A 24788-nucleotide genomic window follows, 5' to 3' on the forward strand; every position below is an offset into this window, starting at 1 on the left:
TCCGTGCTCCGCACCCACACGGCCGGCTCACTGCGGGCCGAGCACATCGGTCAGACCGTCACCCTCACGGGGTGGGTCGATCGGCGCCGGGATCACGGGGGAGTGGCCTTCATCGACCTGCGCGACGCGTCCGGCATCGCCCAGGTCGTCATCCGCGACGAGGCGGTGGCGCACCCGCTCCGCTCCGAGTTCGTCCTCCAGGTCACTGGCGAGGTCGGTCGCCGCCCCGAGGGCAACGCCAACCCGAACCTCGCCACCGGCGAGATCGAGCTCGTGGCCAAGGACGTCGTCGTGCTCAACGAGTCCGCGCCGCTGCCGTTCCAGGTGTCGACGGCGCTCGCGGACACCGAGGTGATCGGCGAGGAGGCGCGCCTCAAGCACCGCTACCTCGACATCCGCCGCCCCGCGCCGGCGCACGCCCTGCGGCTGCGCGCCAAGGCGAACCAGGCGGCCCGCCGCGTGCTCGACGAGCACGACTTCGTCGAGGTCGAGACGCCCACGCTGACCCGGTCCACGCCCGAGGGTGCGCGCGACTTCCTGGTGCCCGCGCGTCTGGCGCCCGGCTCCTGGTACGCGCTGCCGCAGAGCCCCCAGCTGTTCAAGCAGCTGCTCATGGTCGGCGGGCTGGAGCGCTACTACCAGATCGCCCGCTGCTACCGCGACGAGGACTTCCGCGCCGACCGCCAGCCGGAGTTCACGCAGCTGGACGTCGAGCTGAGCTTCGTCGACCAGGACGACGTCATCGCGCTCGCCGAGCAGGTCCTCGCCGCCCTGTGGAAGCTGATCGACGTCGAGATCCCCACGCCGATCGCCCGCATGACCTACGCCGAGGCCATGCGCCTGTACGGCACGGACAAGCCCGACCTGCGCTTCGGCAACCCGCTGGTCGAGCTGACGGACTACTTCGCCGAGACCCCGTTCCGGGTCTTCCAGGCCGAGTACGTGGGTGCCGTCGTCATGACCGGGGGCGCGTCGCAGCCGCGCCGCCAGTTCGACGCCTGGCAGGAGTGGGCCAAGCAGCGCGGGGCCAAGGGTCTCGCGTACGTCACCTACGGCGAGGACGGCACGCTGGGCGGCCCGGTCGCCAAGAACCTGTCCGACGCCGAGCGTGACGGCCTCGCGGCCGCCACCGGCGCCCAGCCGGGCGACGCCGTGTTCTTCGCGGCCGGCAAGACCGCCGAGGCGCGCGCGCTCCTGGGCGCCGCCCGCCTCGAGATCGCGCACCGCACGGGGCAGGTCGACGAGGACGCCTGGGCGTTCGTGTGGGTCGTGGACGCGCCGCTGTTCAAGCCGACAGGAGATGCCGCCGACGAGGGTGACGTGGCGCTCGGCCACTCCGCCTGGACCGCCGTGCACCACGCGTTCACGTCGCCCAAGCCGGAGTGGGTCGACAGCTTCGAGTCCGACCCGGGCAACGCGCTCGCCTACGCCTACGACATCGTCTGCAACGGCAACGAGATCGGCGGCGGCTCGATCCGAATCCACCGCCGCGACGTGCAGGAGCGCGTGTTCGACGTCATGGGCATCGGCCCCGAGGAGGCGCAGGAGAAGTTCGGCTTCCTCCTCGACGCCTTCAAGTTCGGCGCCCCGCCGCACGGCGGCATCGCGTTCGGCTGGGACCGCATCGTCGCGCTGCTGACGAGGTCGGCGTCGATCCGCGACGTCATCGCGTTCCCGAAGTCGGGCGGCGGCTACGACCCCCTCACCGAGGCTCCCGCCCCGATCACGCCGGAGCAGCGCAAGGAGGCCGGGGTGGACGCCGTCCCCCAGGCCGACGAGGAGTGACGCTCCTCCCCGACGCGTCGTCGCTCGCCCCGGTCACCCAGGTGGCCGGGGCGAGCGTGCCTCCCCGCTGGGCGCACCACCCCGTGGTGGTCGCCGAGGCCGCCCACGGCGGGTGGGACGCCAGCCACGTCTGGCACGACGACGACGCGTTCCTCGTGCGGCTGCGCTGGCGCGAGCGGATCGACGGCGGCCGCCCGCTGGCCGTCGACCACGACGCGACCGGGGTCAGCCTGCTGGCCGTGGGGGGCGCCGAGGGTGCGGCACGCCTGCTCATCGCCGCGGAGGCGGAGCTGCGCCCCGACGGGCTGGGGCCGGTCGTGCGGGCGTCCATGCCGCGCGGCACCTACGCCGCGGTGTCGGCGCTCGGCGCGCGCGACGGCGTCGTCGTCCCCGCGCCGTTCGACCACCCGCCGTTCGACGCCTGGGACTGGTACGCCGTCACGGAACCGCCCGCCGTCGTCACGGGTGAGGAGCGGGTCGGCGAGCTGCTGGGCGACGCCGGACGCGCCGAGGCGGCCTCCTGCCTCGCGGTCGCGAACCCGGACGGCGAGCTGCCCGTGGGCGAGCCACGGTCCCGTTGGTGGGGCTGGCGGGACGACGACGGCGTCGTGCGCGCCGTGGCGGGCGCGTCGCGCCGTGTGCCGGGGAGGCCGTGGACCCTGGGGTCGATCGGGACGGACCCGGCGTGGCGGGGCCGGGGGATCGGGGCGGCCGTGACGGCCTCGGCGACCCGCGCAGGCGTCGCTGAGGCGTCGATGGTCACCCTCGGCGCCTACGCCCACAACGTCGCCGCTCGCAGCGTGTACCGGCGGCTGGGGTACGTCCTGGGCCAGGAGTTCGAGAGCTCACGCCCCTGACGTCGTCGTCGGCACGCGGGCGTCGGCGAGGTAGCCGTCGGGGCGCACGAGCAGCGTCGGGTCGCGGCCGTCCGCGCGCCGCACGACCACCCGCTCGGCGACGTCGAGCTCGCCGGGTCCCGGCGGGACCTCCGCAGGGGCACCCTCCGCGGGCCCGACGAGCACGAAGCGCCCCTCGCGCAGGGCCTCGGCGAGGCGCGACCCCGAGGGTCCCGCGACCAGCGGCAGGTCGGGCACGCGGCGCCCGGCGGCGGGGTGCGCCCCGGGCGGTGCCGGGTAGCGCACGCCGAGCGCCGACACCACGCCCGCGGCCCGGCGGCGCACGGGCGCCGCGCGGGACAGGAGGGTGGCGCCCGCCGCGCGCAGGGCGGCTGCGGCCGGTCCCGGGCGGGTGGCGAGCCGCAGCAGGGTCCCGCTCGCGCGCAGTACCTGGGCACCCACCGGGTGGCGCTCCGCCGAGTACCCGTCGAGCAGCGCGTCGTTTGCGCCGCGCACCACGGCGGCGAGGCGCCACGACAGGTTCGCGGCGTCCTGCAGCCCCGTGTTCATGCCGAGCCCGCCCGCCGGGCTGTGCACGTGCGCGGCGTCGCCCGCGAGCAGCACGCGCCCCACCCGGTACCGCGGCACCTGGCGCTCGTCGGCGGCGAACCGGGTGGCGAACCGCAGCTCCGCCATGCCGTGGTCGTCGCCGAGCGTCGCCCGCGCGACGGCGCGCACCTCGTCGAGATTCACGGGCCCCTCGTGGCCGGGGTCGAGCGCCTCGTCCCAGCCGATGAACCGGTACCAGTCGTCGCCGAACGGGGCGAGGAAGCCGAGCGCACCCCCGGACGACGCCACGGTGAGCGCGTCCTGCGGGGGCCGGGCGAGGCGGACGTCGGCCAGCACCATCGCGCGGATCACCGTCTCCCCGGGGAACGGCAGGCCCGCCGCCCGGCGCACCGTCGAGCGCACGCCGTCCGTACCGACGACCCACGCCGCGCGGAACCGGACCGGGGCGCCGGCAGCCTCGTCGCCTCCCTCGTGGCCGGCCCCGTCGCCGGTCTCGTCGACCGCCAGCACGGAGGCCCCGGCGTCGTCCTGGCCCACGTCGGCGACGCGCATCCCGTGCCGGAACAGGGCGCCCGCCTCCTCCGCCCGCCGGCGCAGCAGCCGCTCCACCTCGTACTGCGGCGTGACGAGCACGAACGGGAACCGACCGGGCAGCGTGTCGAGGCGCACGTCGGCCCGCCCGAACACCCGGATGCTCCGCACCCGCCGACCGGTGGCGAGCAGCTCGTCCGCCAGCCCGCGCGCGTCGAGCGCCTCGAGGCTGCGCGCGTGCACCGCGAACGCGCGGGTGAGGTTGCTCAGGCCCGCCGGCCGCTTCTCGAGGACGGTCACGCGCGCCCCCGCCGTGGCGAGGTCGCCGGCGAGGAGCAGCCCGGTGGGCCCGGCCCCGACCACCACCACGTCCGCCACCACGTCCGCCACCACGTCCGCCACCGAGTCCGGTGTCGTCCTGTTGCGCGCGCTCATGGTCCCTCCCGAGGTCAACAAGCGTTGGCATGTTCGACGGTAGGCCTGTCGGCCCGCGAGGTCAACAGGTGTTGGCATATGCTCCCGGCATGGAGGTCGCCCCCGCACCCCGGCGCTCGGACGCCACCCGCGCCGCGATCCTCGAGGCCGCGCGGGACCGGTTCGCCGAGGACGGCTACGACGGCGCGACGGTGCGGGCCATCGCCGGGCAGGCGGGCATCGACCCCTCGATGGTCATCCGCTACTTCGGCTCCAAGGAGGGCCTCTTCGCGCGGGTGGTGGACGTGGCCCTCGACATCCCCGACCCCGCGCGGATCCCCGCCGACGACCTCGGCCGCGTGCTGGTCACGCACTTCCTGGAGCTGTGGGAGCGCGACGGCGTGCTCGTCACGCTGCTGCGCGTCGGCGTCACCGACCCGGCGGGCGCCGAGCGCCTGCGCGGCGTCTTCCGGGACCAGCTCGTCCCCGCCGCCGAGCGCTTCGGCCGCGACCCCGCCGACGCGCCCCGCCGCGCGACGCTGGTCGCGTCGCAGATCCTCGGGATGGCGCTGCTGCGGTACGTGCTGAAGTTCGGGCCCGCGGCCGAGATGTCCCGCGCGGACGTCGTCGCCTGGCTCGCCCCGACCGTCGAGCGCTACATCACAGCCCCCGAGCCGTGACGCGGGCCCGGGGCGTGGGTGGCGCTCCGTAGGCTGGACCGCATGGACCTGTTCGACGCCGCGCTCACCGGCACCCGCGGCACGCCGGCGACCGGCCGCAGCGGCCCGAGCGCCCCCCTGGCCGTGCGCATGCGGCCGGCCGCCCTCGACGAGGTCGCGGGCCAGGCGCACCTGCTCGTGCCGGGATCGCCGCTGCGCCGACTGGTGGAGCCGGACGACGAGTCAGCGCGCCGTGCCGCCCCGGGGTCCGTGATCCTGTGGGGGCCGCCCGGCGTGGGCAAGACCACGCTGGCGTACCTCGTCGCGACGGTCTCCGGGCGGCGGTTCGTCGAGCTCTCCGCGGTCACCGCCGGCGTGAAGGAGGTGCGCCAGGTCGTCGAGGACGCCCGGCGGCGTCTCGCCACGGGCGGCGAGGAGACCGTCCTCTTCATCGACGAGGTGCACCGGTTCTCCAAGACGCAGCAGGACGCGCTGCTGCCGAGCGTCGAGAACCGCTGGGTGACGCTGGTGGCCGCCACCACGGAGAACCCGTCGTTCTCGGTCAACTCCCCGCTGCTGAGCCGGTCCCTGCTCCTCACGCTCAAGCCGCTCACCGGCGACGACGTCCGGGCCCTCGTGCGCCGCGCCGTCGCGGACGAGCGCGGCCTGGACGGCGCCGTCGAGCTGACGGACGAGGCCGAGGACCAGCTCGTGCGCATGGCGGGCGGGGACGCGCGCAAGGCCCTGACCATCCTGGAGGCCGCCGCCGGCGCGGCCCTCGCCGACGCGGTCCCCGGCCGCACGCCCGGGGACCCGGTCGCCGTGGACCTCGACACGGTCGAGCGCGCCGTCGACGTCGCCGCCGTGCGGTACGACCGCGACGGCGACCAGCACTACGACGTCGTCTCGGCGTTCATCAAGTCGATCCGGGGCTCGGACGTGGACGCCGCCCTGCACTACCTGGCCCGGATGGTGGCCGCGGGCGAGGACCCGCGCTTCATCGCGCGACGTCTCGTGATCTCCGCGGCGGAGGACGTCGGCATGGCCGACCCGTCCGCCCTGCAGACCGCGGTGGCGGCGGCGCAGGCCGTCCAGCTCATCGGGATGCCCGAGGGGCGGATCGTCCTCGCGGAGGCGGTCGTGCACCTGGCGACCGCGCCGAAGTCCAACCGGGCGTACCAGGGGATCGACGCGGCGCTCGCGGACGTGCGGGCGGGGAGGGTAGGGGTCGTCCCTCCGCACCTGCGTGACGCCCACTACGCGGGCGCCGAGGGGCTCGGGCACGGCAAGGGGTACCGGTACGCGCACGACGCGCCCCACGCGATCGCGGCGCAGCAGTACCTGCCCGACGAGCTCTCCGGTCGGCGGTACTACGACCCGAGCGACCGAGGGTTCGAGAAGCAGGTCACCGACCGGGTGGCGCGGATCCGGCAGATCCTGGACGACGCCTGACACGCGCCACCGGCGGCGACCGTGCGTCAGGCGGCCTCGAGCTCGACGAGGGTGCCCGCCATCGTCCGGTAGACCTCGTCCCAGGCGGCCGCCACCTCCGGCGTCACCGCGTCCCCCAGCACCGCGACGATGGCGGCGAACAGGTGCTGGTGGACCACCTCGTACTGGGCCGGCTCCACGCCGACCGCGCGGTGCCGCCGGGCGACGGGGGCGAGCACGTCGCGGGGGTCGGCGTCCTCGTCGGCGACGAGCATCGCCGCGCACGAGGTGATCGCGGCCGCGAGCGCGCGCTGCTGGCTGCCGTCGGCGATGCGCTCGGGGGAGAACATCGACCCGAGCAGGCCGGGGTGCTCGTCCAGGAGGGTCCGGTAGAAGATCGTGGTGATGTCGTCGATCGATTCCTCGACCACCGGCAGGGTGGAGCGGACCACCTCGGCGGAGCGGGGCGAGAGCGTGACGGGGGAGGGCATCGGGGCGACTCCTTCGGGCGATCGACCGGCGACGTGCCGGCGGTGCACAGTCAACCGCCCGGGCGACGCCGGCGACAAGACCTCGCCGGAGGAGGCGGTGGTGGGGTCCGCGGGGCCGGGGCGCCCCGCGGGATGCGGTAAGATGCTGCGGTTGCCGTTTCCGGCGACCGCCTGGGACCTCGGCCCCGTGAGCACCCGCCCCGCGCAGGAGCTCCATCGGCTGGTCCCGCACCCGAGACCTCCCCTCACGGGGCGGACGTCGGGTGTGACCTCATCCATCACCACAGGACAGGAAGCAACCAGTGACCGCTGTCACCAAGTCGCGCCGCCAGGTCCGCCTGAGCCGCAAGCTCGGCCTCGCGCTGACCCCGAAGGCCGTCCGCCACTTCGAGAAGCGCCCGTACCCCCCGGGTGAGCACGGCCGCGCCCGCCGCCGCACCGAGTCGGACTACGCGGTCCGCCTCCGCGAGAAGCAGCGTCTGCGCGCCCAGTACGCGCTGCGCGAGAAGCAGCTCCTCAAGGTCTACGAGAACGCCCGCAAGCACCCGGGCCTGACCGGTGAGGTCATGGTCGAGGACCTCGAGACGCGTCTCGACGCGCTCGTGCTGCGTGCCGGCTTCGGCCGCACCATCCTGCAGGCCCGCCAGGCCGTGACGCACCGTCACATCCTGGTGGACGGCAAGATCGTCGACCGTCCGTCGTTCCGCGTGAAGCCGGGCCAGACCATCCAGGTCAAGCCGAAGTCGCAGACCACCACGCCGTTCCAGGTCGCCGCCGCCGGCGCGCACCGCGACGTGCTGCCGGCCGTGCCGGGCTACCTCGACGTGAACCTCGAGAAGCTGTCGGCCACGCTGACCCGCAAGCCGAAGCGCGCCGAGGTCCCCGTGACCTGCGAGGTGCAGCTCGTGGTCGAGTTCTACGCGCGCTGATCCTGCGCATCGCCGCGGACGAGCCCGCAGCACCTCGGACGCCCCGTCACCCGCCTCGCGGGGGGCGGGGCGTCCGCCGTTCGTGGCCGGTCACCCGGGATAGGGTGACGACCGACCGTCTGACGCCTGTGCGAGGAGAGATCTGATGTCGATGGGTGACGTGGCCGGGCTCATCGCGGCCGTCGCGTTCGTGCTGCTCGTGGGCCTGCTCGCGATCCCGCTCGTGAAGCTGGGCCGCGTGCTCGACGAGGCGACGCGCTCCATCCGCGAGGTCACGGAGCACTCGGTGCCGATCCTCGACGAGGCCGCCACCACGGTGGCCTCCACCAACGACCAGCTGGTCAAGGTGGACACGATCACGACCTCGGCTGCCCAGGTCAGCGAGAACGTGTCGGCGCTCGCCGGCCTGTACGCCTCGACGCTCGGCCGCCCGCTGGTCAAGGTCGCGGCGTTCTCCTACGGCGTGCGCCAGGCGTTCGCCCGGGCCTCGCGCTCGAGCCGCGGCGACGACGCGAAGGCCGGCCGCTGATGCGCCGGCTGTTCTGGGTCGGCGTGGGCGTCGTGGTGACGGTCGTCGTCGTCCAGCGGGGCCGCAAGATCGTGGCGCAGTACGCGCCCGAGGCGGTGGTCGACCGCGCGGAGCGTGCGGCGCAGGACGCCGGACGCCGGGCGGAGACCTTCGTCGCCACGTTCCGGCGGGAGTTCTCCCAGGCGCGCACCGCCCGGGAGGCCGAGCTCACCGCTGCGCTGCTCGCCGAGGGGCAGCCCGACCCGGACGACGTCCGCGCGAGCGGGCTGCGCGCCGCCGACCTGCGCGGAGGGCCCGGACGGGCCCGGCACGCGGCGTCGGCGCCCGACGGACGGCGCGACCCGGTGCCTGACGCAGAGGCCGAGATCGCCGCCGACGAGGCGGACCTCGGTTACTCGTTCTGACACCCGCTCCGCGAAATCCCGTTCCGACCATCCCCCGGCGGGCGCGAGAATAGGGGGCGGCCGCCCCCGGCGGGCGGCCACCCGCTCGTCACGCCCGTCATCAGCCGTACCGGTCTGACGTCAGCCTCGACATCGGCCTCGACGTCAGGCTCGTCATCAGCCTCGACATCATTGAAGGACACCATGCGCACCGCCGAGATCCGCAAGCGTTGGCTCGACTACTTCGAGTCGAAGGACCACGCGATCGTGCCCAGCGCACCCCTGGTCTCGCCGGACCCGTCGATCCTGTTCACGATCGCGGGCATGGTGCCCTTCATCCCGTACATCCTCGGTACGGAGCCTGCGCCGTGGCCGCGGGTCGCGAGCGTGCAGAAGTGCATCCGCACCAACGACATCGAGAACGTGGGCCGCACCACGCGGCACGGCACGTTCTTCCAGATGAACGGCAACTTCTCGTTCGGGGACTACTTCAAGCGCGAGGCGATCGACTTCGCGTGGGAGCTCCTCACGACCGACCAGGGCCAGGGCGGGTACGGCCTCGACGGCGACCGTCTCTGGGTGACCATCTGGGAGGAGGACGCCGAGGCCTTCGACGCGCTCACGAAGGGCGTCGGGCTCGACCCGAAGCACGTGGTGCGCCTGCCCCGCGAGGAGAACTTCTGGGACACGGGCCAGCCCGGCCCGGCGGGCCCCTGCGCCGAGTGGCACTACGACCGTGGCCCCGCGTACGGCCCCGACGCCGTGGGCGGCACGGTCGACCCGGGCGGCGACCGCTACCTGGAGATCTGGAACCTCGTCTTCGACCAGTTCGTGCGCGGCGAGGGCCAGGGCAAGAACTACCCGCTGCTGGGCGAGCTCGAGCACAAGAGCATCGACACCGGCGCGGGCCTGGAGCGCATCGCCTACCTGCTGCAGGGCAAGGAGAACCTCTACGAGATCGACGAGGTGTACCCCGTCATCGCGCGCGTCGAGGAGCTGACGGGCAAGCGCTACGGTGCCGACCCGGAGGACGACGTGCGGATGCGTGTGATCGCGGACCACGTCCGCTCGTCGCTCATGGTGATCGGGGACGGCGTGCGCCCGTCGAACGAGGGTCGCGGCTACGTGCTGCGCCGCCTCGTCCGTCGCGCGGTGCGCGCCGTGCGCCTCCTCGGCGTCGACGAGGTCGCGCTCCCCTCGCTGCTGCCCGTGTCCAAGGACGCGATGAAGGCGTCCTACCCGGAGGTGGAGGCCGACTTCGCCCGCATCAGCGACGTCGCGTACGCGGAGGAGGACGCCTTCCGCCGCACCCTCGCGCAGGGCACGACCATCCTGGACACGGCCGTGGGTCGTGCGAAGTCGCGGGCCTCGGACGGAGCGGACGGCGGCACCCCGGTGCTCGGCGGCGCCGAGGCGTTCCAGCTCCACGACACGTATGGCTTCCCGATCGACCTCACGCTCGAGATGGCGGCCGAGCAGGGCGTGCAGGTGGACGAGAAGGCGTTCCGCGACCTCATGGCGGAGCAGAAGCAGCGCGCCCGCGCCGACGCGCTCGCGAAGAAGACGGGCCACGCCGACCTGCGCTCCTACGAGACCCTGAACAAGGAGCTCTCCGCGCCGGTCGAGTTCCTCGGGTACACGGACACCGAGTCTGCGGTGACCGTCGCGGGCCTGCTGGTCGACGGCGTGCCCGCCCCCGCGGCGACCGCGCCCGCCGACGTCGAGGTCGTCCTCGACCGCACACCGTTCTACGCGGAGGCCGGCGGCCAGCTCGCCGACCAGGGCACGATCGTGCTCGACGGCGGCGCGACCATCGAGGTCGACGACGTGCAGCGCCCGGTCAAGGGCCTGTCCGTGCACCGCGGCCGCCTGGTCGAGGGCACGGTGGCGCTGGGCGACCCCGGCACGGCGACGATCGATGTCGCCCGTCGCGTCGCGATCAGCCGCGCCCACTCGGCCACGCACATGATCCACAAGGCGCTGCACGAGATGGTCGGGCCGGACCGCACCCAGGCCGGGTCGGAGAACGCCCCGAGCCGCGTGCGCTTCGACTTCCGGTCGCCGACGCCGGTGGCGGCGGACGCCCTCGGGGAGATCGAGGAGCGGGTCAACGCGCGCCTCACCGAGAACCTCGAGGTGACGGACGCGACGATGCCGATCGCCCGCGCCCGTGAGCTGGGCGCCATGGCGCTGTTCGGCGAGAAGTACGGCGACACCGTGCGCGTCGTCTCGATCGGCGGCGACTGGTCGCGCGAGCTGTGCGGCGGCACGCACGTCAAGGCCACCGGGGAGGTGGGCCGCGTCGCGCTGCTCGGCGAGGCCTCGATCGGCTCCGGCGTGCGCCGCGTGGACGCCCTCGTGGGCGACGGCGCGTACGGCTTCCAGGCCAAGGAGCACGCCCTGGTGGGCCAGCTCACCGGCCTCCTGGGCGCGCGCCCGGACGAGCTGGCCGACCGCGTGGGCTCGCTGCTCACGCGCCTCAAGGACACCGAGAAGGAGCTGGCGGGCCTGCGCCAGGACCGCATCCTCGCCGCGGCGGGCACGCTCGCCGCGCAGGCGGAGCGCGTCGGTGACGTGCGGGTGGTGGCGCACGACGCCGGCGAGGTGGCCTCGGCCGACGACCTGCGCGCCCTCGTGCTCGACGTGCGCGGGCGCCTGGGCGACGCGGAGGCCGTCCTCGTCGCCGTCGGCGGCGTCGCGGGCGGACGTCCCCTGGTGGTCGTCGGCACGAACGCCGGGGCGCGCGACGCGGGCCTGCGGGCCGGCGACTTCGTCAAGGTGGCCGCGAAGGCGCTGGGCGGCGGGGGCGGCGGCAAGCCGGACCTGGCCCAGGGCGGCGGCACCGACGCGTCGGCGCTGCCGGCCGCGCTGGCCGGCGTGGCCGAGGGCGTGCGCGCGGCCCAGGCGGGCGCGTGACGGGACCGTACGGGTCGGGCTTGCCGGAGCCGGACGCGCCCCGCGGGCTGCCGCGGGGCGCGCGGCTCGGGGTCGACGTCGGCAAGGCGCGCATCGGGCTCGCGGGCAGCGACCCCGACGGCCTCGTCGCGACGCCGGTCGAGACCGTGCCGCGCGTCCTGGACGTGCCCGCGGGCGCCGACGGGGCGCCCGCGGTGACGCCCGACGTCGCGCGCATCGCGGCGGAGGCCGAGGAGCGGTTCGCCGCGGTCGTGTACGTCGGGCTGCCGCGGCACCTGTCCGGGGCGGAGGGTGCGGCCACCGCGGACGCGCGCGACTTCGCCACCCGGCTGGCGGCCGCCGTGGCGCCCGTCGAGGTGCGTCTGGTGGACGAGCGGATGACGACCGTGACGGCGCACGCGCAGCTGCGCTCGGCGGGGCGACGCACCAAGACCCACCGGTCTGTCGTCGACCAGGCCGCAGCCGTTATCATTCTGCAATCTGCACTCGACGTGGAGCGGTCGGCGGGGGAGCGCGCCGGCGAGCTCGTCGAGCGGCAGCGACCGGGCGCCTGACCAGCCCGGACAGCAGCACCCGACCCACCGTGCCCACCCCAGGCCCTGTCAGAAGGAAGAACCCGGCGTGACGGACCTCTTCGAGCACCCCGCCCTCCAGGAGGCGCCGGCGGCACCCTCGCGGCGCCGCTCGGCCGCCAGCCGGAGGGCCGCCGCCAAGCGCAAGCGCCGCCGCAGGCAGCGCACCGCGGTGGTCCTGGTGGTGGTCCTCGGGTTCGTGGGCGCCGGGGCCTACCTGCTCTGGGACCGCATGGACTCGCTCGTCGGGGACCTGCCGTTCATCGGCTCGCAGAACGAGGACTACCCGGGCCCGGGGGGCGACCCGGTCGAGGTCGTCATTCCCGAGGGCGCGTCGGGCGGCCAGATGGGCACCGTGCTCCAGGAGGCCGGCGTCGTCGCCAGCGTGGGCGCGTTCAGCGACGCGTTCAGCCAGAACCCGGCCGCCGCCGGGATCCAGCCGGGCACGTACCAGCTGCAGGCCGAGATGAAGGCCTCGGACGCCGTCGCCGCGCTGGTGAAGAACGAGAAGCTGCAGACCAACGTCACCATCCCCGAGGGGTACACGGTCGAGCAGGTCGTCGACAAGGTCGGCTCGGTCACGGACATCACGCCGAAGCAGCTCGAGAAGGCGCTGGACGACCCGGAGTCCTTCGGCCTGCCGAAGCAGGCGGAGGGCAACGCCGAGGGCTGGCTGTTCCCGAAGACGTACACCGTGCAGCCGGGCGACGACGCGGCGACGCTGCTCGCGGCGATGGTGAACCAGACGAAGAAGGAGCTGGAGTCGCTCGGGGTCGAGAAGTCCGACTGGCAGGACGTCCTGAACAAGGCGTCGCTGGTCGAGAAGGAGGCGCCGGACGGGTACCGGGGCGAGGTCGCGCGCGTGATCGAGAACCGCCTGGACCGCGACGAGGCGCTGTACCTGGACGCCATCAACTCCTACGGGCTCGGCAAGCCGGCGGACGAGATCACGAAGTCGGAGTTCGCGGACGCGAGCGACCCGTACAACTCCCGCAAGAACACCGGGCTCCCACCCACGCCGATCGCCAACCCCGGGCAGGCGTCGGTCGAGGCCGTCCTCGACCCGCCCGAGGGCGACTGGAACTGGTACGTGACAGTGAACCTGGACACCGGCGAGACCAAGTTCACGGACAACTACCAGGAGTTCCTCGAGTACCGCGCCGAGTACCAGAAGTGGGCCTCGGAGAACGCCGGCTGACATGACCGTCACCCGACGAGCGGCGGTGCTGGGCCACCCCGTCGCGCACTCCCTCTCGCCCATCCTGCACACCGCCGCGTACGACGCCCTCGGCCTCGAGGGCTGGGAGTACTCGGCGATCGACACGACCGTCGAGGACCTGCCGGCGCTCGTCCGCGGCCTGGACCTCGGCTGGGCCGGCCTGAGCGTCACGATGCCCCTCAAGCACGCGGTCATGGACCTGGTGGACCACGTCGACCCGCTCGCCGTGGCTGTGGGCGCCGTCAACACGGTGCTGGTCGGCCCGGCGCAGTGCGGCGTGACCCTCACGGGCACCAACACCGACGTCTACGGCCTGGTCACCGCGCTGCGCGAGGGCTTCGGCGCCCAGGGCCGCGGTCGCGGCACGGGAGCGGCGAGCGCCGTCGTCCTGGGGGGCGGCGCCACCGCCGCGTCCACGCTCGCCGCGCTGGGCGAGCTCGGCTGCACGACGCCGCGCGTCCTCGTCCGCTCCCTCGGCCGCACGGCCGGGCTGCAGGAGGCGGCGGCGCGCATGGGCGTGAGCCCGCGCTTCGAGGTGCTCGACCCGACGGCGTCGCTCGGCGCGCTGCGGGACGCCGACGTCGTGGTCTCGACCATGCCGGCCTACGCCGCCGACCCGGTCGCGGCCGCGCTCGCCGCCCACGGCGGCACACCCGCCGGCGTCCTGCTCGACGTCGTCTACGACCCGCGCCCCACCGCGCTGTCGACCGCCTGGTCGGACGCGGGCGGCATCGTCGTCGGGGGCGAGCGGATGCTGCTGCACCAGGCGGTGGAGCAGGTGCGCCTCATGACCGGGCGCACGGCCCCGATCGCGGCCATGGACGACGCGCTCGGCCGGGCCCTGGCGGCGCCGGCGTCCGCCCGCTGACCACCGGACGGACCGGCGGCGCGAGCGTGGAAGAATCGCAGGCATGCTGCGCTGGATGACGTCGGGGGAGTCGCACGGTCCGTCACTCGTGGGGGTGCTGGAGGGCCTGCCCGCCGGCGTCGAGGTGGTGACCGCGGACATCCAGGCCGCGCTCGCGCGCCGGCGGCTCGGCTACGGCCGCGGAGCCCGCATGAAGTTCGAGCAGGACGCGGTGCGCGTCCTCGGCGGCCTGCGCCACGGCGTCACGCAGGGTGGCCCGCTCGCGTTCGAGATCGGCAACACCGAGTGGCCCAAGTGGACCGACGTCATGTCGCCTGACCCCGTCGACCGCGAGGCGCTGCTCGTCGACGCCGGCACCGGTGACGAGCGCGAGATCGCGCGCAACCGTCCGCTCACGAGGCCCCGCCCGGGCCACGCCGACCTCGTCGGGATGCGCAAGTACGGGTTCGACGACGCGCGACCGGTGCTCGAGCGGGCGTCGGCCCGCGAGACCGCGACGCGCGTCGCGCTCGGCCTGGTCGCCGCGAAGTTCCTCGAGCAGGCGGTCGGCGTCCGCCTGGTGTCGCACGTCGTGGCGATCGGCCCGGTCGAGGTGCCCGAGGGCGCCGACCTGCCCGCGCCCGACGACGTCGCCGCCCTCGACGCCGACCCGGTGCGCTGCTTCGACGCCACGACGAGCGCGGCGATGGTCGCGGAGATCGACGAGTGCCGCAAGGACGGCGACACCCTCGGCGGCGTCGTCGAGGTGCTCGCCTACGACGTGCCGACCGGCCTCGGCAGCTACGTGCAGGGCGACCGGCGCCTCGACGCCCGGCTGGCGGGCGCGCTCATGGGCATCCAGGCGATCAAGGGCGTCGAGGTCGGCGACGGCTTCCGCACCGCCCGCCGCCGCGGCTCGGCCGCGCACGACGAGATCGAGCGCGGGGACGACGGCCACATCCACCGCCGCTCCAACCGGGCCGGCGGCATCGAGGGCGGCATGTCGAACGGCGAGGTGCTGCGCGTGCGGGCCGCGATGAAGCCGATCTCCACCGTGCCGCGCGCCCTGGCGACGGTCGACGTCGCGACGGGCGAGGCCGTCACCGCCCACCACCAGCGTTCGGACGTGTGCGCGGTGCCGCCCGCCGCCGTCGTCGCGGAGGCGATGGTGGCGCTCGAGCTGGCGCAGGCCGTCGTGGAGAAGTTCGGCGGGGACTCGGTGGCCGAGGTGCGGCGCAACGCCGAGGCCTACCTCGGCTCGATCCCCGAGCTGCTGCGATGAGCGCGGGTGTGCCGCGGGCGGTGCTCATCGGCCCGCCCGGCAGCGGCAAGACGACGGTCGGCCGCCTGCTCGCGCAGCGGCTCGGCGTCGCGTTCCGGGACACGGACGCCGACGTCGAGGACACCGCGGGCAAGCCGGTCGCCGACATCTTCGTGGAGGACGGCGAGCCGCGGTTCCGCGAGCTCGAGCGGGAGGCCGTCACCACGGCCCTGGCCTGCCACCCCGGCGTCCTCGCGCTCGGCGGCGGCGCGATCATGGACGAGCACACCCAGCGGGCGCTCGAGGGCTACGTCGCGGGTGGCGGCACCGTCGTCTTCCTGGACGTCTCCCTCGCGCACGCCGCGCCCCGAGTCGGCTTCAACCAGTCCCGTCCGCTGCTGGTGGGCAACCCGCGGGCGCGGTGGGTCGAGCTGATGCAGGCGCGTCGGCCCACCTACGAGCGCCTCGCCACGGTGCACGTGGTCTCCGACGAGCGGCCCCCGCATGAGGTCGCCGCCCAGGTGCACGCCGCGTTGAGGGGCAGCTCGGCACAGCAAGGCGCGGCGCAGCACGACGCGGCCGCGGGCACATCGGCACAGGAGGTCCAGTCATGACGGTCCGCGTGACCGTGCAGGGCAGCACGAACGAAGCCCCGTCCTACGACGTCGTCGTCGGCCGACACCTGCTCGGCGAGCTGCCGGGCCTGCTCGGGGACGGGGTGCGGCGGGTGCTGGTGATGCATCCCGCGTCGCTGCAGGCCACCGGCGAGGCCGTCCGCGAGGACCTCGTGGCGCAGGGCTACGAGGCGTTCGCCGTCGAGCTCCCGGACGCCGAGGAGCAGAAGACCGCCCAGGTGGCGGCGTTCTGCTGGCAGGTGCTGGGCCAGGCCGACTTCACGCGGTCGGACGCGATCGTCTCCGTCGGCGGCGGCGCGACGACCGACCTGGCCGGGTTCGTCGCGGCCACGTGGCTGCGAGGGATCAAGGTCGTGCACGTGCCGACCACGCTGCTCGCGATGGTCGACGCCGCCGTGGGCGGCAAGACGGGCATCAACACGGCCGAGGGCAAGAACCTCGTGGGCGCCTTCCACCCGCCCGCCGGGGTGCTGTGCGACCTGGCGGCCCTGGAGACCCTCGACCGCTGGGACCTCGTCGCCGGCATGGCGGAGGTCGTCAAGACGGGCTTCATCGCCGACCCGCGCATCCTCGAGCTCGTCGAGGAGCACGCCGACGAGCTCCGGGAGTGGAAGGGCTCGGACGCCTCGCCCGAGACCTGGGCCGTGCTGACCGAGCTCATCGAGAGGTCGGTGCGCGTCAAGGCCCGCGTGGTGGGCGAGGACCTCACGGAGCAGGGGCTGCGGGAGATCCTCAACTACGGGCACACCCTGGGGCACGCGATCGAGCTCACCGAGCGCTACCAGCTGCGGCACGGCGCCGCGGTCGCGGTCGGGATGGTCTTCGCGGCCGAGCTCGCCCGCCTCGGGGGCAAGCTCGACGACGCCGTCGTGGACCGGCACCGGGCGATCCTCGAGTCGCTGGGCCTGCCCACCACCTATCGCGGCGACCGCTGGGACAAGCTCCTCGCGGCCATGCAGCGCGACAAGAAGACGCGCGGCAGCCTGCTGCGCTTCGTCGTGCTGGACGACGTGGCGAAGCCGACGCGCCTCGAGGGTCCGGACCCGACGCTGCTCGCCGCCGCCTACGCGGAGATCTCGAAGGAGCCGCCGGCGGGCCGGCCCGGCGTGACGGTCCAGCTCGGGCTCTAGCCCGCGCTCCCGCCGGCCGGGCGCGCGGACTCGCGCTCGGCGTCCCACCCGCGCACGACGTCCCGGCACGCCGGGACGTCGTCGTCCGCGACGAGCAGCACGAGGTTGCCGTCGTGGTCGCTGTACAGGTGCTCCACGACGACGCCCGCCTCCGCGAGGCGGCGCGCGAACGCGCCCATCTGTCCAGGGACGTCCTGGGCGAGGCGGGTCGTGACGACGTCGCGGGCGACCGCGGGGCCGAGACCCGCCGCCGCCAGCGCGGCGACCGCGCGGGGTCCGTCGTCGACGAGGAAGTGGGCGACGCGGCCGCCGTCGAGGCTGGTCACGCCGCCGCCCTCCAGGCTGACGCCGGCGCGCCCGAGCGTCTCGCCCAGGTCGGCCAGGGCGCCGGGCGTGCCGGGCAGGCGGACCTCGAGGTCCTGCGGGTCGGGAGCGGCAGAGGCGGTCATGCGCCGACCGTAGACCCGGGACGTCTCGGCGTCCGCCGAAGCGTCGTCACCGTATCGTCGGGGTCATGGGTGGTGACGGGCGGGACCGGGACTTCACCGACGTCGGGCGGGCACTGTCCGCGCCGGCGCGGTCGGCGATGGTCGGGCTCCTCATGGACGGCACGGCACGCCCCGCCGGCGAGCTGGCGCGGGCGGCGGGCGTGGGTGCCCCTGCCGCGTCGGAGCACCTGGCGGTGCTCGTCGCCGCCGGGCTGGTGACCGGCCGGGCCCGCGGCAGGCACCGGTACTACGCCCTCGCCGGACCCGACGTGGCCGACGCCCTGGAGGCGCTCGGCGCGCTGGCGGGCCCGGTGCCCGTGGCGGGGCTGCGGCGCAGCCGGGAGGCCGACCGGCTGGCGGCGGCCCGGTTCTGCTACGACCACCTCGCGGGCCGGCTCGGCGTGGGGCTGGCCGAGGCGTGCGTCGCGCGGGGGTGGCTGGACGGCGCCGACGTCCTCGCCCTCACGGACGCGGGTGCCGACGGGCTGCGCGGGCTCGGCGTGGACGTGGACGGCGCGGCCGCCGCCCGCCGCCCGACGACGCGGGCCTGCCTGGACTGGACCGAGCGCCGCGTGCACCTGGCCGGTGCGCTCGGCGCCGCCGTCGGCGCCCGCTTCCTCGATGCCGGATGGGTGGCGCGGACGAGCGGGCGGGGGCTGCGGCTCACCTCCGACGGTCGGGACGTGGTGCGCGCGACGTGGGGCGTCGAGCTGCTGCCGCCGTCCGGCGGTGGCGTGGGCCCGGGGCGGGCCTGACCGGCGGGGCGCTCAGGCCCACAGGCCGCGCGCGACGAGCACGTCGCGCAGCAGGTCGGCGCGGTCGGTGACGACGCCGTCGACGCCGAGGTCGAGGAGCCGGCCCATCTCCCCGGGGGTGTTGATCGTCCACACGTGCACCTGCCGCCCGGCGCGGTGGGCGGCGGCGACGGTCCGCGCGTCGACCACGGGCACGCGACCCTCGGAGACGGGGACCTGCAGGGCGTCCACGTCGCGCAGCGCCCGGCGGACGAGGGCGTCCACCCGCAGACGGGCGCCGGCGAGGAAGCCCGCCACCTCGCGGCGCCCGGCCGACGTCGCGACCGGGCGGGTCAGGCGGGCGAGGGTCGCGCGGCGGCGCCCGACGTCGAACGACGTGACGCAGACCCGGTCGTGCGCGTTCGTCCGCTCGATCGCGGCGGCCGTGGGCTCGACCCCGGAGTCCTCCTTGACGTCGACGTTCACACGCAGGTCGGGCCAGGTGCCGAGCACCTCGTCGAGGCGGGGCACGGGCTCGGTGCCGCCGATGCGCGCGTGCCGCACGACCGACCACGGCAGGTCGGCCACGCGGCCGGTGGCGTCGGTGGTGCGGTCCAGGGAGGCGTCGTGCAGGGCGACGGCGACGCCGTCGGCGGTGCCGTGCGCGTCGGTCTCGACGTACCGGAAGCCCAGGTCGACCGCGGCGGCGAACGCGGCGAGGGAGTTCTCCAGGTTCTCCCGGCCGTGCGAGAAGCCGCGGTGCGCCAGGGCGAGGACGGGCACCGGCGCGCCGTCGGCGCCACGGGGGTCGAGGTACGGGTGCGCGGGGGTCGGTCTCACGGCTGCTCCTGGTCCTCGAGCGTGTCGACGGTCGTGCGGTCGGTGACGGCACGAGGAGGCTCGAGGCCCGGGGGGCGGACGTCCGGCAGGCGGGCGTCGAGCCACGCCAGGACGCCGTCGAGGTAGGCCCGGCGTGGCGCGTCGGCGGACAGGGCGAGGTCGTGCACGCCGCCGGGCACGACGAGCGGCGTCGTGTCGGGCCCGACCCGGGGCGTCAGGGCCGCGATCCGCCCGACGTCGAGCACGGTGTCCTGCGCGTCGAGGCGCGGGTTGTCGTCCCGGTCGGGGCCGGAGGAGTCGCTGCGCGCGACCAGGACCGGTCCGGGGACGGCGAGGCCGCGGGCCAGGCGGGCCTGCGCGCGCGTGACCGTGCGGAGCCAGCCGGCGCGGGCCGGCAGCCCCTCGGGGCGCTTGAGCGTCGTGTCGAAGTCCCACCGCCCGCCCCGGGAGGCGTGCTGGGACGCGGCGTACACCGACGGGTTGGCGCTGACGACGGCGAGCGGGCGACGCCGCCCCAGCACCTCGAGCACCGCGGAGCGGCCCGCGTCCGCGAGCCGCGAGCCGCTGAGGGAGAAGAAGGGCGAGTCCAGCACCAGGAGGTCGGGCCCGTGCGCCGGGTCGTGCCGGACGGCGTGCCCCCACAGCGCCGCGCTCAGGCCTCCCGTCGAGTGAGCGTGCACCACGAGCGGCAGCCCGGGCTCGAGCTCCCGGACGGCGTGCGCCGCGGCGGACAGGTCGGCGCCCGCCTCGCGCAGGCTCGCGACGTAGTGCGGGGGCAGCGGGTCGCGCGCTCTCGGGGCGGCGGCGAGGCCGCTGTCGGGGTCGCTCTCGAGCAGGGAACGCCCCGCGCGGCGCAGGTCGACGGCGTGGAACGCGAGGCCGGCGTCGACGAACGCTCGGGCGAGGTGCGCCTGGAAGAAGTAGTCGTTGTACCCGTGCACGTGCAGCACGACGGCGCGGGGGCGCTCCGGTCGGTCGACGGCCCGCACCAGGGTCGTGGGGCCCAGCGGCCGCTCCTCGAAGCCGGGGCCGAGGAGCCGGTCGGGCCGCCACCGCCCGGCGGCGCCGGGGTGCCGGGGTGGTCGCGGGGCGGGAGCGTGCACGGCGCGATCGTATCCGCGGGGGCCTGCCGCGGCGCGCCGGTCGACCGCGGCGCGACGTGCCCCTCCCGCCGGGCGCCCCCGTCGGGCAGACTGCGCCTCATGAGCGACCGACCGGCGGTGCCGGAACCCGTACCCGACGCCGCGCCCTCCGCCTCGCACGGGTCGCCGCACGGCTCACCGCACGGCTCACCGCACGGCCCGTCGCACGACGGCGCGGCGAGGTCGGGCGTCGCGGAGGCGCCGGTGCCGCGCCGTCAGGTCGTCTCGTGGGCGATGTGGGACTGGGCGACGCAGCCGTTCAACACCGTGATCGTCACGTTCGTCTTCACGGCGCTGTACCTCACGAGCGACGCCTTCCTGACCCCGGAGGTGGCCGCGCTGCCCGCGACCGACCCGGTGCACGAGCGCGCCCTGGCGGGCCTCACCAGCGGGCTGGGCCTCTGGATCACGATCGGCGGGCTGCTCGTGGCGCTGCTGGCGCCCGTGCTGGGGCGGCGCGCCGACGTCGAGGGGCGCCGCAAGGCCTGGGTGGGCGGCGCGACCCTGGTCATGGTCCTGGCGATGGCGGCCCTGTTCGCGGTGCGCGCCGACCCGGTCTGGTTCGTGCTCGGCGCCGCCCTGGTGTCCCTCGGCAGCGTGGCGAGCGAGATCGCCGGCGTGAACTACAACGCGATGCTCGTGCAGGTGTCCACGCGCGCCACCGTGGGGCGGGTGTCCGGCCTCGGCTGGGGGCTGGGGTACCTGGGCGGGATCGTCGCGCTCGTCCTCGTCGTGGTGGCGCAGACCTTCGACTGGTGGGGCATGCCGACCGACGACGGCCTGGCGTACCGGGTCATCGCGCTCGGCTGCGCCCTGTGGGCCGTGGCCTTCGCCTGGCCGCTGTTCCGGTACGTGCCCGAGGCGCCGCCCGCCGAGGACCGGCCACGCGTCGGGTTCTTCGCCGGCTACGTCGTCCTAGTGCGCGACGTCGTCGCCCTGTACCGGCACGAGCGGCCCACCTTCTGGTTCCTGCTCGCGAGCGCCGTCTACCGCGACGGGCTGTCCGCCGTGTTCACGTTCGGCGCCGTCATCGCCGCGGTGTCGTTCCGGTTCGGCGACGACGCGGTGATCGCGTTCGGCATCGCCGCCAACCTGCTCGCCGGGCTCAGCACGATCGTCGCCGGGCGCCTGGACGACCGGTTCGGGCCCCGGGCGGTGATCATCGGCTCGCTCACCGGGCTCGTCGCGTGCGGGCTGCTGGTCGTCGCCCTGCACCCGTTCGGGTCCGTGGTGTTCTGGGTGGCGGGGCTGGCGCTGACCTGCTTCGTCGGCCCCGCGCAGGCCGCGTCCCGCTCCCTGCTGGCCCGCGTGGCGCCCGCCGGGCGCGAGTCCGAGATCTTCGGCCTCTACGCCACGACGGGACGCGCGGTGTCGTTCCTCGCCCCCTCGATGTGGACGCTGCTCATCGCGCTCACCGGCGCCACCATCTGGGGCACCCTCGGCATCGTCGCGGTGATCCTCGTGGGACTCGTGCTCATGCTCAAGGTGACGGTGGGCCGTCGGGAGCCTGCGCGTCCCGACGCCGCCGCCCCGCGGCCCTGATCTCGGCGGCGACCGCCTCCAGGTCGGCCAGCGGGGCCAGGTGCTGCAGCTTCTCCGGGTTGATGACGCCGTCGATCCGGGCGATGCGGCCGCCGGAGAACTGCAGGGCGTACGTGCCGATGACGCCGCCGCCCACGGAGTCGTCGGCGTACGCGATCATGCCCGGGCTGCCGTTGACCACGGTCGCCTCGATGCGCGCCGGCGCGCCCCGCCTGGCGAAGCCCGACAGCAGCCTGGCCACCGCGACGTTGCCCGACACCGGGCGCGACACCGCCAACCCCGCGGGCACGTTGCCGCCGCTGTCGCCGGTGAGCGCGACGTCGTCGGCCAGCAGCTCCACCAGCGCGTCGACGTCGCCCTCCTCGGTCGCCGCGATGAACCGCCGCACCAGCTCCTCGGCGTGCGGGTCGGGCGACCCGGACCGGACGGGACGCGCGTCCGTCGCGGCGTCCTGCCGCGCCGCCACACGCCGCCGTGCCCGGGACGCGAGCTGCCGCGCCGCCAGCTCCGTCGTGCCGATCACCTGGGCCGACTCGCGGTGCGGGTAGCCGAAGACGTCGTGCAGCAGGAACGCGGCCCGCTCGGCGGGGGTGAGGGTCTCCAGCAGCACGAGGAACGCCGTGGACAGGTCGTCGGCGAGCTCGGCGTGCGCAGCGGCCTCACGGCCCGCGGAACCGGCGGCGACGACGTCCCCGACCAGCGGCTCGGGCACCCACTGGCCGACGTACGACTCGCGCCGCACCCGCGCCGAGCGCAGCACGTCCAGCGCGATCCGCGTCGCGACCGTCGTGGTGTAGGCGGGCGGGTTCACCACCGCCGGGTCCACCATCCCGACGGGGGCCACGCGCAGCATGGCCTCCTGGGCGACGTCCTCCGCCTCGGTGACGCTGCCGAGCATCCGGTACGCGGCGCCGAACGCCACCCGGCGCAGGTCCTCGAGGTCGACGGCACCGTCGGGTGCGCGCCCGGCGCGTCGTCGGGCGGGGGTGTCGGTGCGTGGCATGCTGCCCATCCTTCCGCGGGGCGGGCGATCCGCCCCGCACTGCCGACGACGTGGCGTGGCGCGACGTGACAGCGGGCCGCACGATGGACCCGTGGGAGACGTCGAGGACTACCTGACCACCCTGTCCGGGGCGGAGCGCGCCGCCGTCGCGCGCGTCTACGAGCGGGCGCGGGCCCTGGTGCCCGACGTCGAGGAGGGCCGCAGCTACGGCATGCCCGCGCTGCGCTACCGCGGCAGCCCCCTGGTCAGCGCCATGGTGACGCGCACGCACGTGGGCCTCTACCCGTTCAGCCCGGACGTCGTCGCGGCGCTCGCGGGCGACCTGGACGGGTTCCGCACCACCAAGGGCTCGGTCTCGTTCCAGCCCGACGCGCCGCTGCCGGACGACGTCGTCGACCGGCTGGTGCTCGCGCGGCGCGACGAGATCGACGCGCGCGCCCGCTGACCGATCCCGTCGCCCCCCTACGCCGGCGGCACGTTGACGTTCCCGCGGAACAGGTTCTGCGGGTCGTACCGGCGCTTCACGTCGCGCAGCCGGTCCCAGGTGGCGCCGGGGTAGGCGGCCCGCGCGACGTCGATCCCGCCGTCGAGGCTGAAGTTCACGTACGCGCCGTCCGCGCCGCGCAGCCGGGCGGCCAGCGCGTCCACCCAGGGCGCGTACCGGGCGGCGCCCGCCGCGTCGCGTGCGACCGCGGCGACGTTGCCCACCAGGCGCGCTCCCCGGTGGGCGTAGGCCGTCGCGTCGGCGGGGACCTCGGCCACCGCGCCGCCGAGCACGCGCAGCTGGGCGGCGCGCATCAGCGCGTCGGAGCCCTCCAGCTGCTCCAGGAGGTGGGCCGCGGCGGCCTCGTCCAGCCCGTCGGCGAAGAAGGTGCGCCCGGTCGCGACGAGCGGCCCGCCCGCCGGGCCGCCCTCCAGCAGGCTGGGGTACGGCGCGGTGCGCAGGCCGTCCAGCAGGGCGCCGCCGGCGCGGTCCGCGACGTCGCGCAGGGGCGCCAGGGCCGCGTCCGCCCGGTCGAGCGGGCCGGACCAGCAGGCGTTGGCCATGACCACGAGGCGCCCGTGCCACTCCGCGGGGATCATCGGCATCGGGGGCGCCGGCATCACCATGACGATCATCGTCAGCTCCGGCGGCGCGGCGTCGGCGGCCGCGACCACCCCGGCCACGCTCTCGGGCGTCGCCGGCATGAGGAGCACCCCGCCGACCACCTGCGACACGTCGTGCAGGGCGAACCGGAACCGCGTCACGACGCCGAAGTTCCCCCCGCCGCCGCGCAGCGCCCAGAACAGGTCGGGCTCGTGGTCGGCGTCGGTGCGCACGACCTCGCCGTCGGCGGTCACGACCTCCGCGCCGAGGAGGCTGTCGACGGTCATGCCGAGCGAGCGCGACAGCAGCCCGACGCCGCCGCCCAGCGTGATGCCGCCGACGCCGACCGTGCCGGTGTCGCCGAACGGGGTCGCGAGGCCGTGCTCCCCGGCGGCACGCGAGTACGCGCCCGCGGTGACGCCGCCGCCGGCCCAGGCGGAGTGGCCGTCGACGTCGATCTCGACGGCGTCGAGGCCACGGAGGTCCAGGGTGACGGCGCCGTCCGCGGCGCCCAGCCCGAACACGGAGTGCCCGCCGGACCGGACGGAGACCTCGGCGCCCGCGTCGCGCGCGAAGCGCACGGCCCGGGCCACGGCGTCGGCGTCGGCGGGCCGGACCACCGCCACCGGGCGCTGCCCGACACCGCCGGGCTCGATGGCCCGGGCGGCGCCGTAGCCGTCGTCGTCAGGGGCGACGACGGGCGAACCGTCGCCGAGGGCGGCGCGCAGCGCGCCGACGGGGACGGCGGGGGACGTGGGGGGATTCGACGGCTGGGACATCGTGACTCCTCGTCGGGACGACGGTGCGGGGAGCG

Annotated in this window: 24 protein-coding genes; 17 read left to right on the plus strand and 7 right to left on the minus strand. The window is 75.5% G+C overall.

Annotated features, from left to right (window positions below):
* Positions 1-3: 3 nt before the first annotated feature.
* Positions 4-1785, plus strand: coding sequence for an aspartate--tRNA ligase (aspS, locus tag ACFQ8T_RS04970; protein ID WP_430545443.1), 1782 nt, complete (start codon positions 4-6; stop codon positions 1783-1785).
* Complete coding sequence (locus ACFQ8T_RS04975) at positions 1782-2642, plus strand: GNAT family N-acetyltransferase (RefSeq protein ID WP_430545444.1); 861 nt, start codon at positions 1782-1784, stop codon at positions 2640-2642. Before aspS ends, ACFQ8T_RS04975 begins: the two co-directional genes overlap by 4 nt.
* Here ACFQ8T_RS04975 and ACFQ8T_RS04980 read toward each other — a convergent pair.
* Positions 2631-4157: an FAD-dependent monooxygenase gene (locus ACFQ8T_RS04980; RefSeq protein ID WP_430545445.1), complete on the minus strand. Its 1527-nt coding sequence runs from the start codon at positions 4155-4157 to the stop codon at positions 2631-2633. The two genes, ACFQ8T_RS04975 and ACFQ8T_RS04980, sit on opposite strands and share 12 nt — an antisense overlap.
* A gap of 89 nt (positions 4158-4246) precedes the next feature.
* On the opposite strand from ACFQ8T_RS04980, the gene ACFQ8T_RS04985 reads away from it, so the two are divergent.
* Positions 4247-4816 (plus strand): TetR family transcriptional regulator, encoded by a 570-nt coding sequence (locus ACFQ8T_RS04985; protein WP_430545446.1) that lies wholly within the window; start codon positions 4247-4249, stop codon positions 4814-4816.
* Positions 4817-4858: 42 nt separating this feature from the next.
* Positions 4859-6247 (plus strand): replication-associated recombination protein A, encoded by a 1389-nt coding sequence (locus ACFQ8T_RS04990; protein ID WP_430545447.1) that lies wholly within the window; start codon positions 4859-4861, stop codon positions 6245-6247.
* 26 nt (positions 6248-6273) lie between these two features.
* Here ACFQ8T_RS04990 and ACFQ8T_RS04995 read toward each other — a convergent pair whose 3' ends face one another.
* Positions 6274-6717 (minus strand): globin domain-containing protein, encoded by a 444-nt coding sequence (locus ACFQ8T_RS04995; protein ID WP_430545448.1) that lies wholly within the window; start codon positions 6715-6717, stop codon positions 6274-6276.
* A 302-nt stretch (positions 6718-7019) separates the two neighbouring features.
* Here ACFQ8T_RS04995 and rpsD point away from each other — a divergent pair, with 302 nt between their 5' ends.
* The 10 genes from rpsD to aroB all read left to right on the plus strand — a co-directional run bounded on the left by rpsD (position 7020) and on the right by aroB (position 17138).
* A complete protein-coding gene (gene rpsD, locus ACFQ8T_RS05000; RefSeq protein ID WP_429729429.1) occupies positions 7020-7646 on the plus strand; it encodes a 30S ribosomal protein S4 in 627 nt (208 codons plus the stop codon).
* Between the two features lie 145 nt (positions 7647-7791).
* A complete protein-coding gene (locus tag ACFQ8T_RS05005) occupies positions 7792-8175 on the plus strand; it encodes a DUF948 domain-containing protein (protein WP_430545449.1) in 384 nt (127 codons plus the stop codon).
* Positions 8175-8579: a hypothetical protein gene (locus tag ACFQ8T_RS05010; protein WP_430545450.1), complete on the plus strand. Its 405-nt coding sequence runs from the start codon at positions 8175-8177 to the stop codon at positions 8577-8579. Before ACFQ8T_RS05005 ends, ACFQ8T_RS05010 begins: the two co-directional genes overlap by 1 nt.
* Before the next feature lie 183 nt (positions 8580-8762).
* A complete protein-coding gene (alaS, locus tag ACFQ8T_RS05015) occupies positions 8763-11474 on the plus strand; it encodes an alanine--tRNA ligase (RefSeq protein WP_430545451.1) in 2712 nt (903 codons plus the stop codon).
* Positions 11471-12028 (plus strand): Holliday junction resolvase RuvX, encoded by a 558-nt coding sequence (gene ruvX / locus ACFQ8T_RS05020; protein WP_430545452.1) that lies wholly within the window; start codon positions 11471-11473, stop codon positions 12026-12028. Before alaS ends, ruvX begins: the two co-directional genes overlap by 4 nt.
* Before the next feature lie 67 nt (positions 12029-12095).
* Positions 12096-13244, plus strand: coding sequence for an endolytic transglycosylase MltG (gene mltG / locus ACFQ8T_RS05025; RefSeq protein WP_430545453.1), 1149 nt, complete (start codon positions 12096-12098; stop codon positions 13242-13244).
* Between the two features lies 1 nt (position 13245).
* Entirely contained in the window at positions 13246-14133 is an 888-nt protein-coding gene (locus ACFQ8T_RS05030) for a shikimate dehydrogenase (protein ID WP_430545454.1), read from the plus strand.
* A 43-nt stretch (positions 14134-14176) separates the two neighbouring features.
* Positions 14177-15394, plus strand: coding sequence for a chorismate synthase (aroC, locus tag ACFQ8T_RS05035; protein WP_430545455.1), 1218 nt, complete (start codon positions 14177-14179; stop codon positions 15392-15394).
* Positions 15391-15987 (plus strand): shikimate kinase, encoded by a 597-nt coding sequence (locus ACFQ8T_RS05040; RefSeq protein WP_430545456.1) that lies wholly within the window; start codon positions 15391-15393, stop codon positions 15985-15987. The genes aroC and ACFQ8T_RS05040 overlap by 4 nt, the downstream gene beginning before the upstream one ends.
* Positions 15984-17138, plus strand: coding sequence for a 3-dehydroquinate synthase (aroB, locus tag ACFQ8T_RS05045; protein WP_430545457.1), 1155 nt, complete (start codon positions 15984-15986; stop codon positions 17136-17138). The genes ACFQ8T_RS05040 and aroB overlap by 4 nt, the downstream gene beginning before the upstream one ends.
* Here aroB and ACFQ8T_RS05050 read toward each other — a convergent pair.
* The gene (locus ACFQ8T_RS05050) at positions 17135-17587 is read right to left on the minus strand and encodes a hypothetical protein (RefSeq protein WP_430545458.1); all 453 of its coding nucleotides are present in this window, start codon (positions 17585-17587) and stop codon (positions 17135-17137) included. The two genes, aroB and ACFQ8T_RS05050, sit on opposite strands and share 4 nt — an antisense overlap.
* A 65-nt stretch (positions 17588-17652) precedes the next feature.
* Between ACFQ8T_RS05050 and ACFQ8T_RS05055 the strand changes: the two genes are divergently transcribed.
* Positions 17653-18381, plus strand: coding sequence for an ArsR/SmtB family transcription factor (locus tag ACFQ8T_RS05055; RefSeq protein WP_430545459.1), 729 nt, complete (start codon positions 17653-17655; stop codon positions 18379-18381).
* A 12-nt stretch (positions 18382-18393) separates the two neighbouring features.
* On the opposite strand, the gene ACFQ8T_RS05060 is transcribed toward ACFQ8T_RS05055, so the two are convergent.
* Together ACFQ8T_RS05060 and ACFQ8T_RS05065 are read right to left on the minus strand one after the other, a co-directional pair.
* Positions 18394-19200: a glycerophosphodiester phosphodiesterase gene (locus tag ACFQ8T_RS05060; RefSeq protein WP_430545460.1), complete on the minus strand. Its 807-nt coding sequence runs from the start codon at positions 19198-19200 to the stop codon at positions 18394-18396.
* On the minus strand, positions 19197-20303 hold the full coding sequence (locus ACFQ8T_RS05065; protein ID WP_430545461.1) for an alpha/beta hydrolase: 1107 nt from the start codon (positions 20301-20303) through the stop codon (positions 19197-19199). Before ACFQ8T_RS05065 ends, ACFQ8T_RS05060 begins: the two co-directional genes overlap by 4 nt.
* 99 nt (positions 20304-20402) lie before the next feature.
* Here ACFQ8T_RS05065 and ACFQ8T_RS05070 point away from each other — a divergent pair, with 99 nt between their 5' ends.
* Positions 20403-21884, plus strand: a complete 1482-nt coding sequence (locus ACFQ8T_RS05070) for an MFS transporter (RefSeq protein ID WP_430545462.1) — start codon at positions 20403-20405, stop codon at positions 21882-21884.
* Here the strand turns inward: ACFQ8T_RS05070 and sigJ are convergent.
* Complete coding sequence (gene sigJ / locus ACFQ8T_RS05075; RefSeq protein ID WP_430545463.1) at positions 21823-22887, minus strand: RNA polymerase sigma factor SigJ; 1065 nt, start codon at positions 22885-22887, stop codon at positions 21823-21825. The genes ACFQ8T_RS05070 and sigJ overlap by 62 nt on opposite strands.
* 91 nt (positions 22888-22978) lie before the next feature.
* Here sigJ and ACFQ8T_RS05080 point away from each other — a divergent pair, with 91 nt between their 5' ends.
* The gene (locus ACFQ8T_RS05080) at positions 22979-23332 is read left to right on the plus strand and encodes an iron chaperone (RefSeq protein WP_430545464.1); all 354 of its coding nucleotides are present in this window, start codon (positions 22979-22981) and stop codon (positions 23330-23332) included.
* Between the two features lie 17 nt (positions 23333-23349).
* Here ACFQ8T_RS05080 and ACFQ8T_RS05085 read toward each other — a convergent pair whose 3' ends face one another.
* The gene (locus ACFQ8T_RS05085) at positions 23350-24753 is read right to left on the minus strand and encodes an FAD-binding oxidoreductase (RefSeq protein ID WP_430545465.1); all 1404 of its coding nucleotides are present in this window, start codon (positions 24751-24753) and stop codon (positions 23350-23352) included.
* Positions 24754-24788: the final 35 nt, after the last annotated feature.

The sequence above is a fragment of the Isoptericola sp. NPDC056618 genome (genome assembly GCF_042792715.1).
GTDB classification, from domain to species: domain Bacteria; phylum Actinomycetota; class Actinomycetes; order Actinomycetales; family Cellulomonadaceae; genus Isoptericola; species Isoptericola nanjingensis.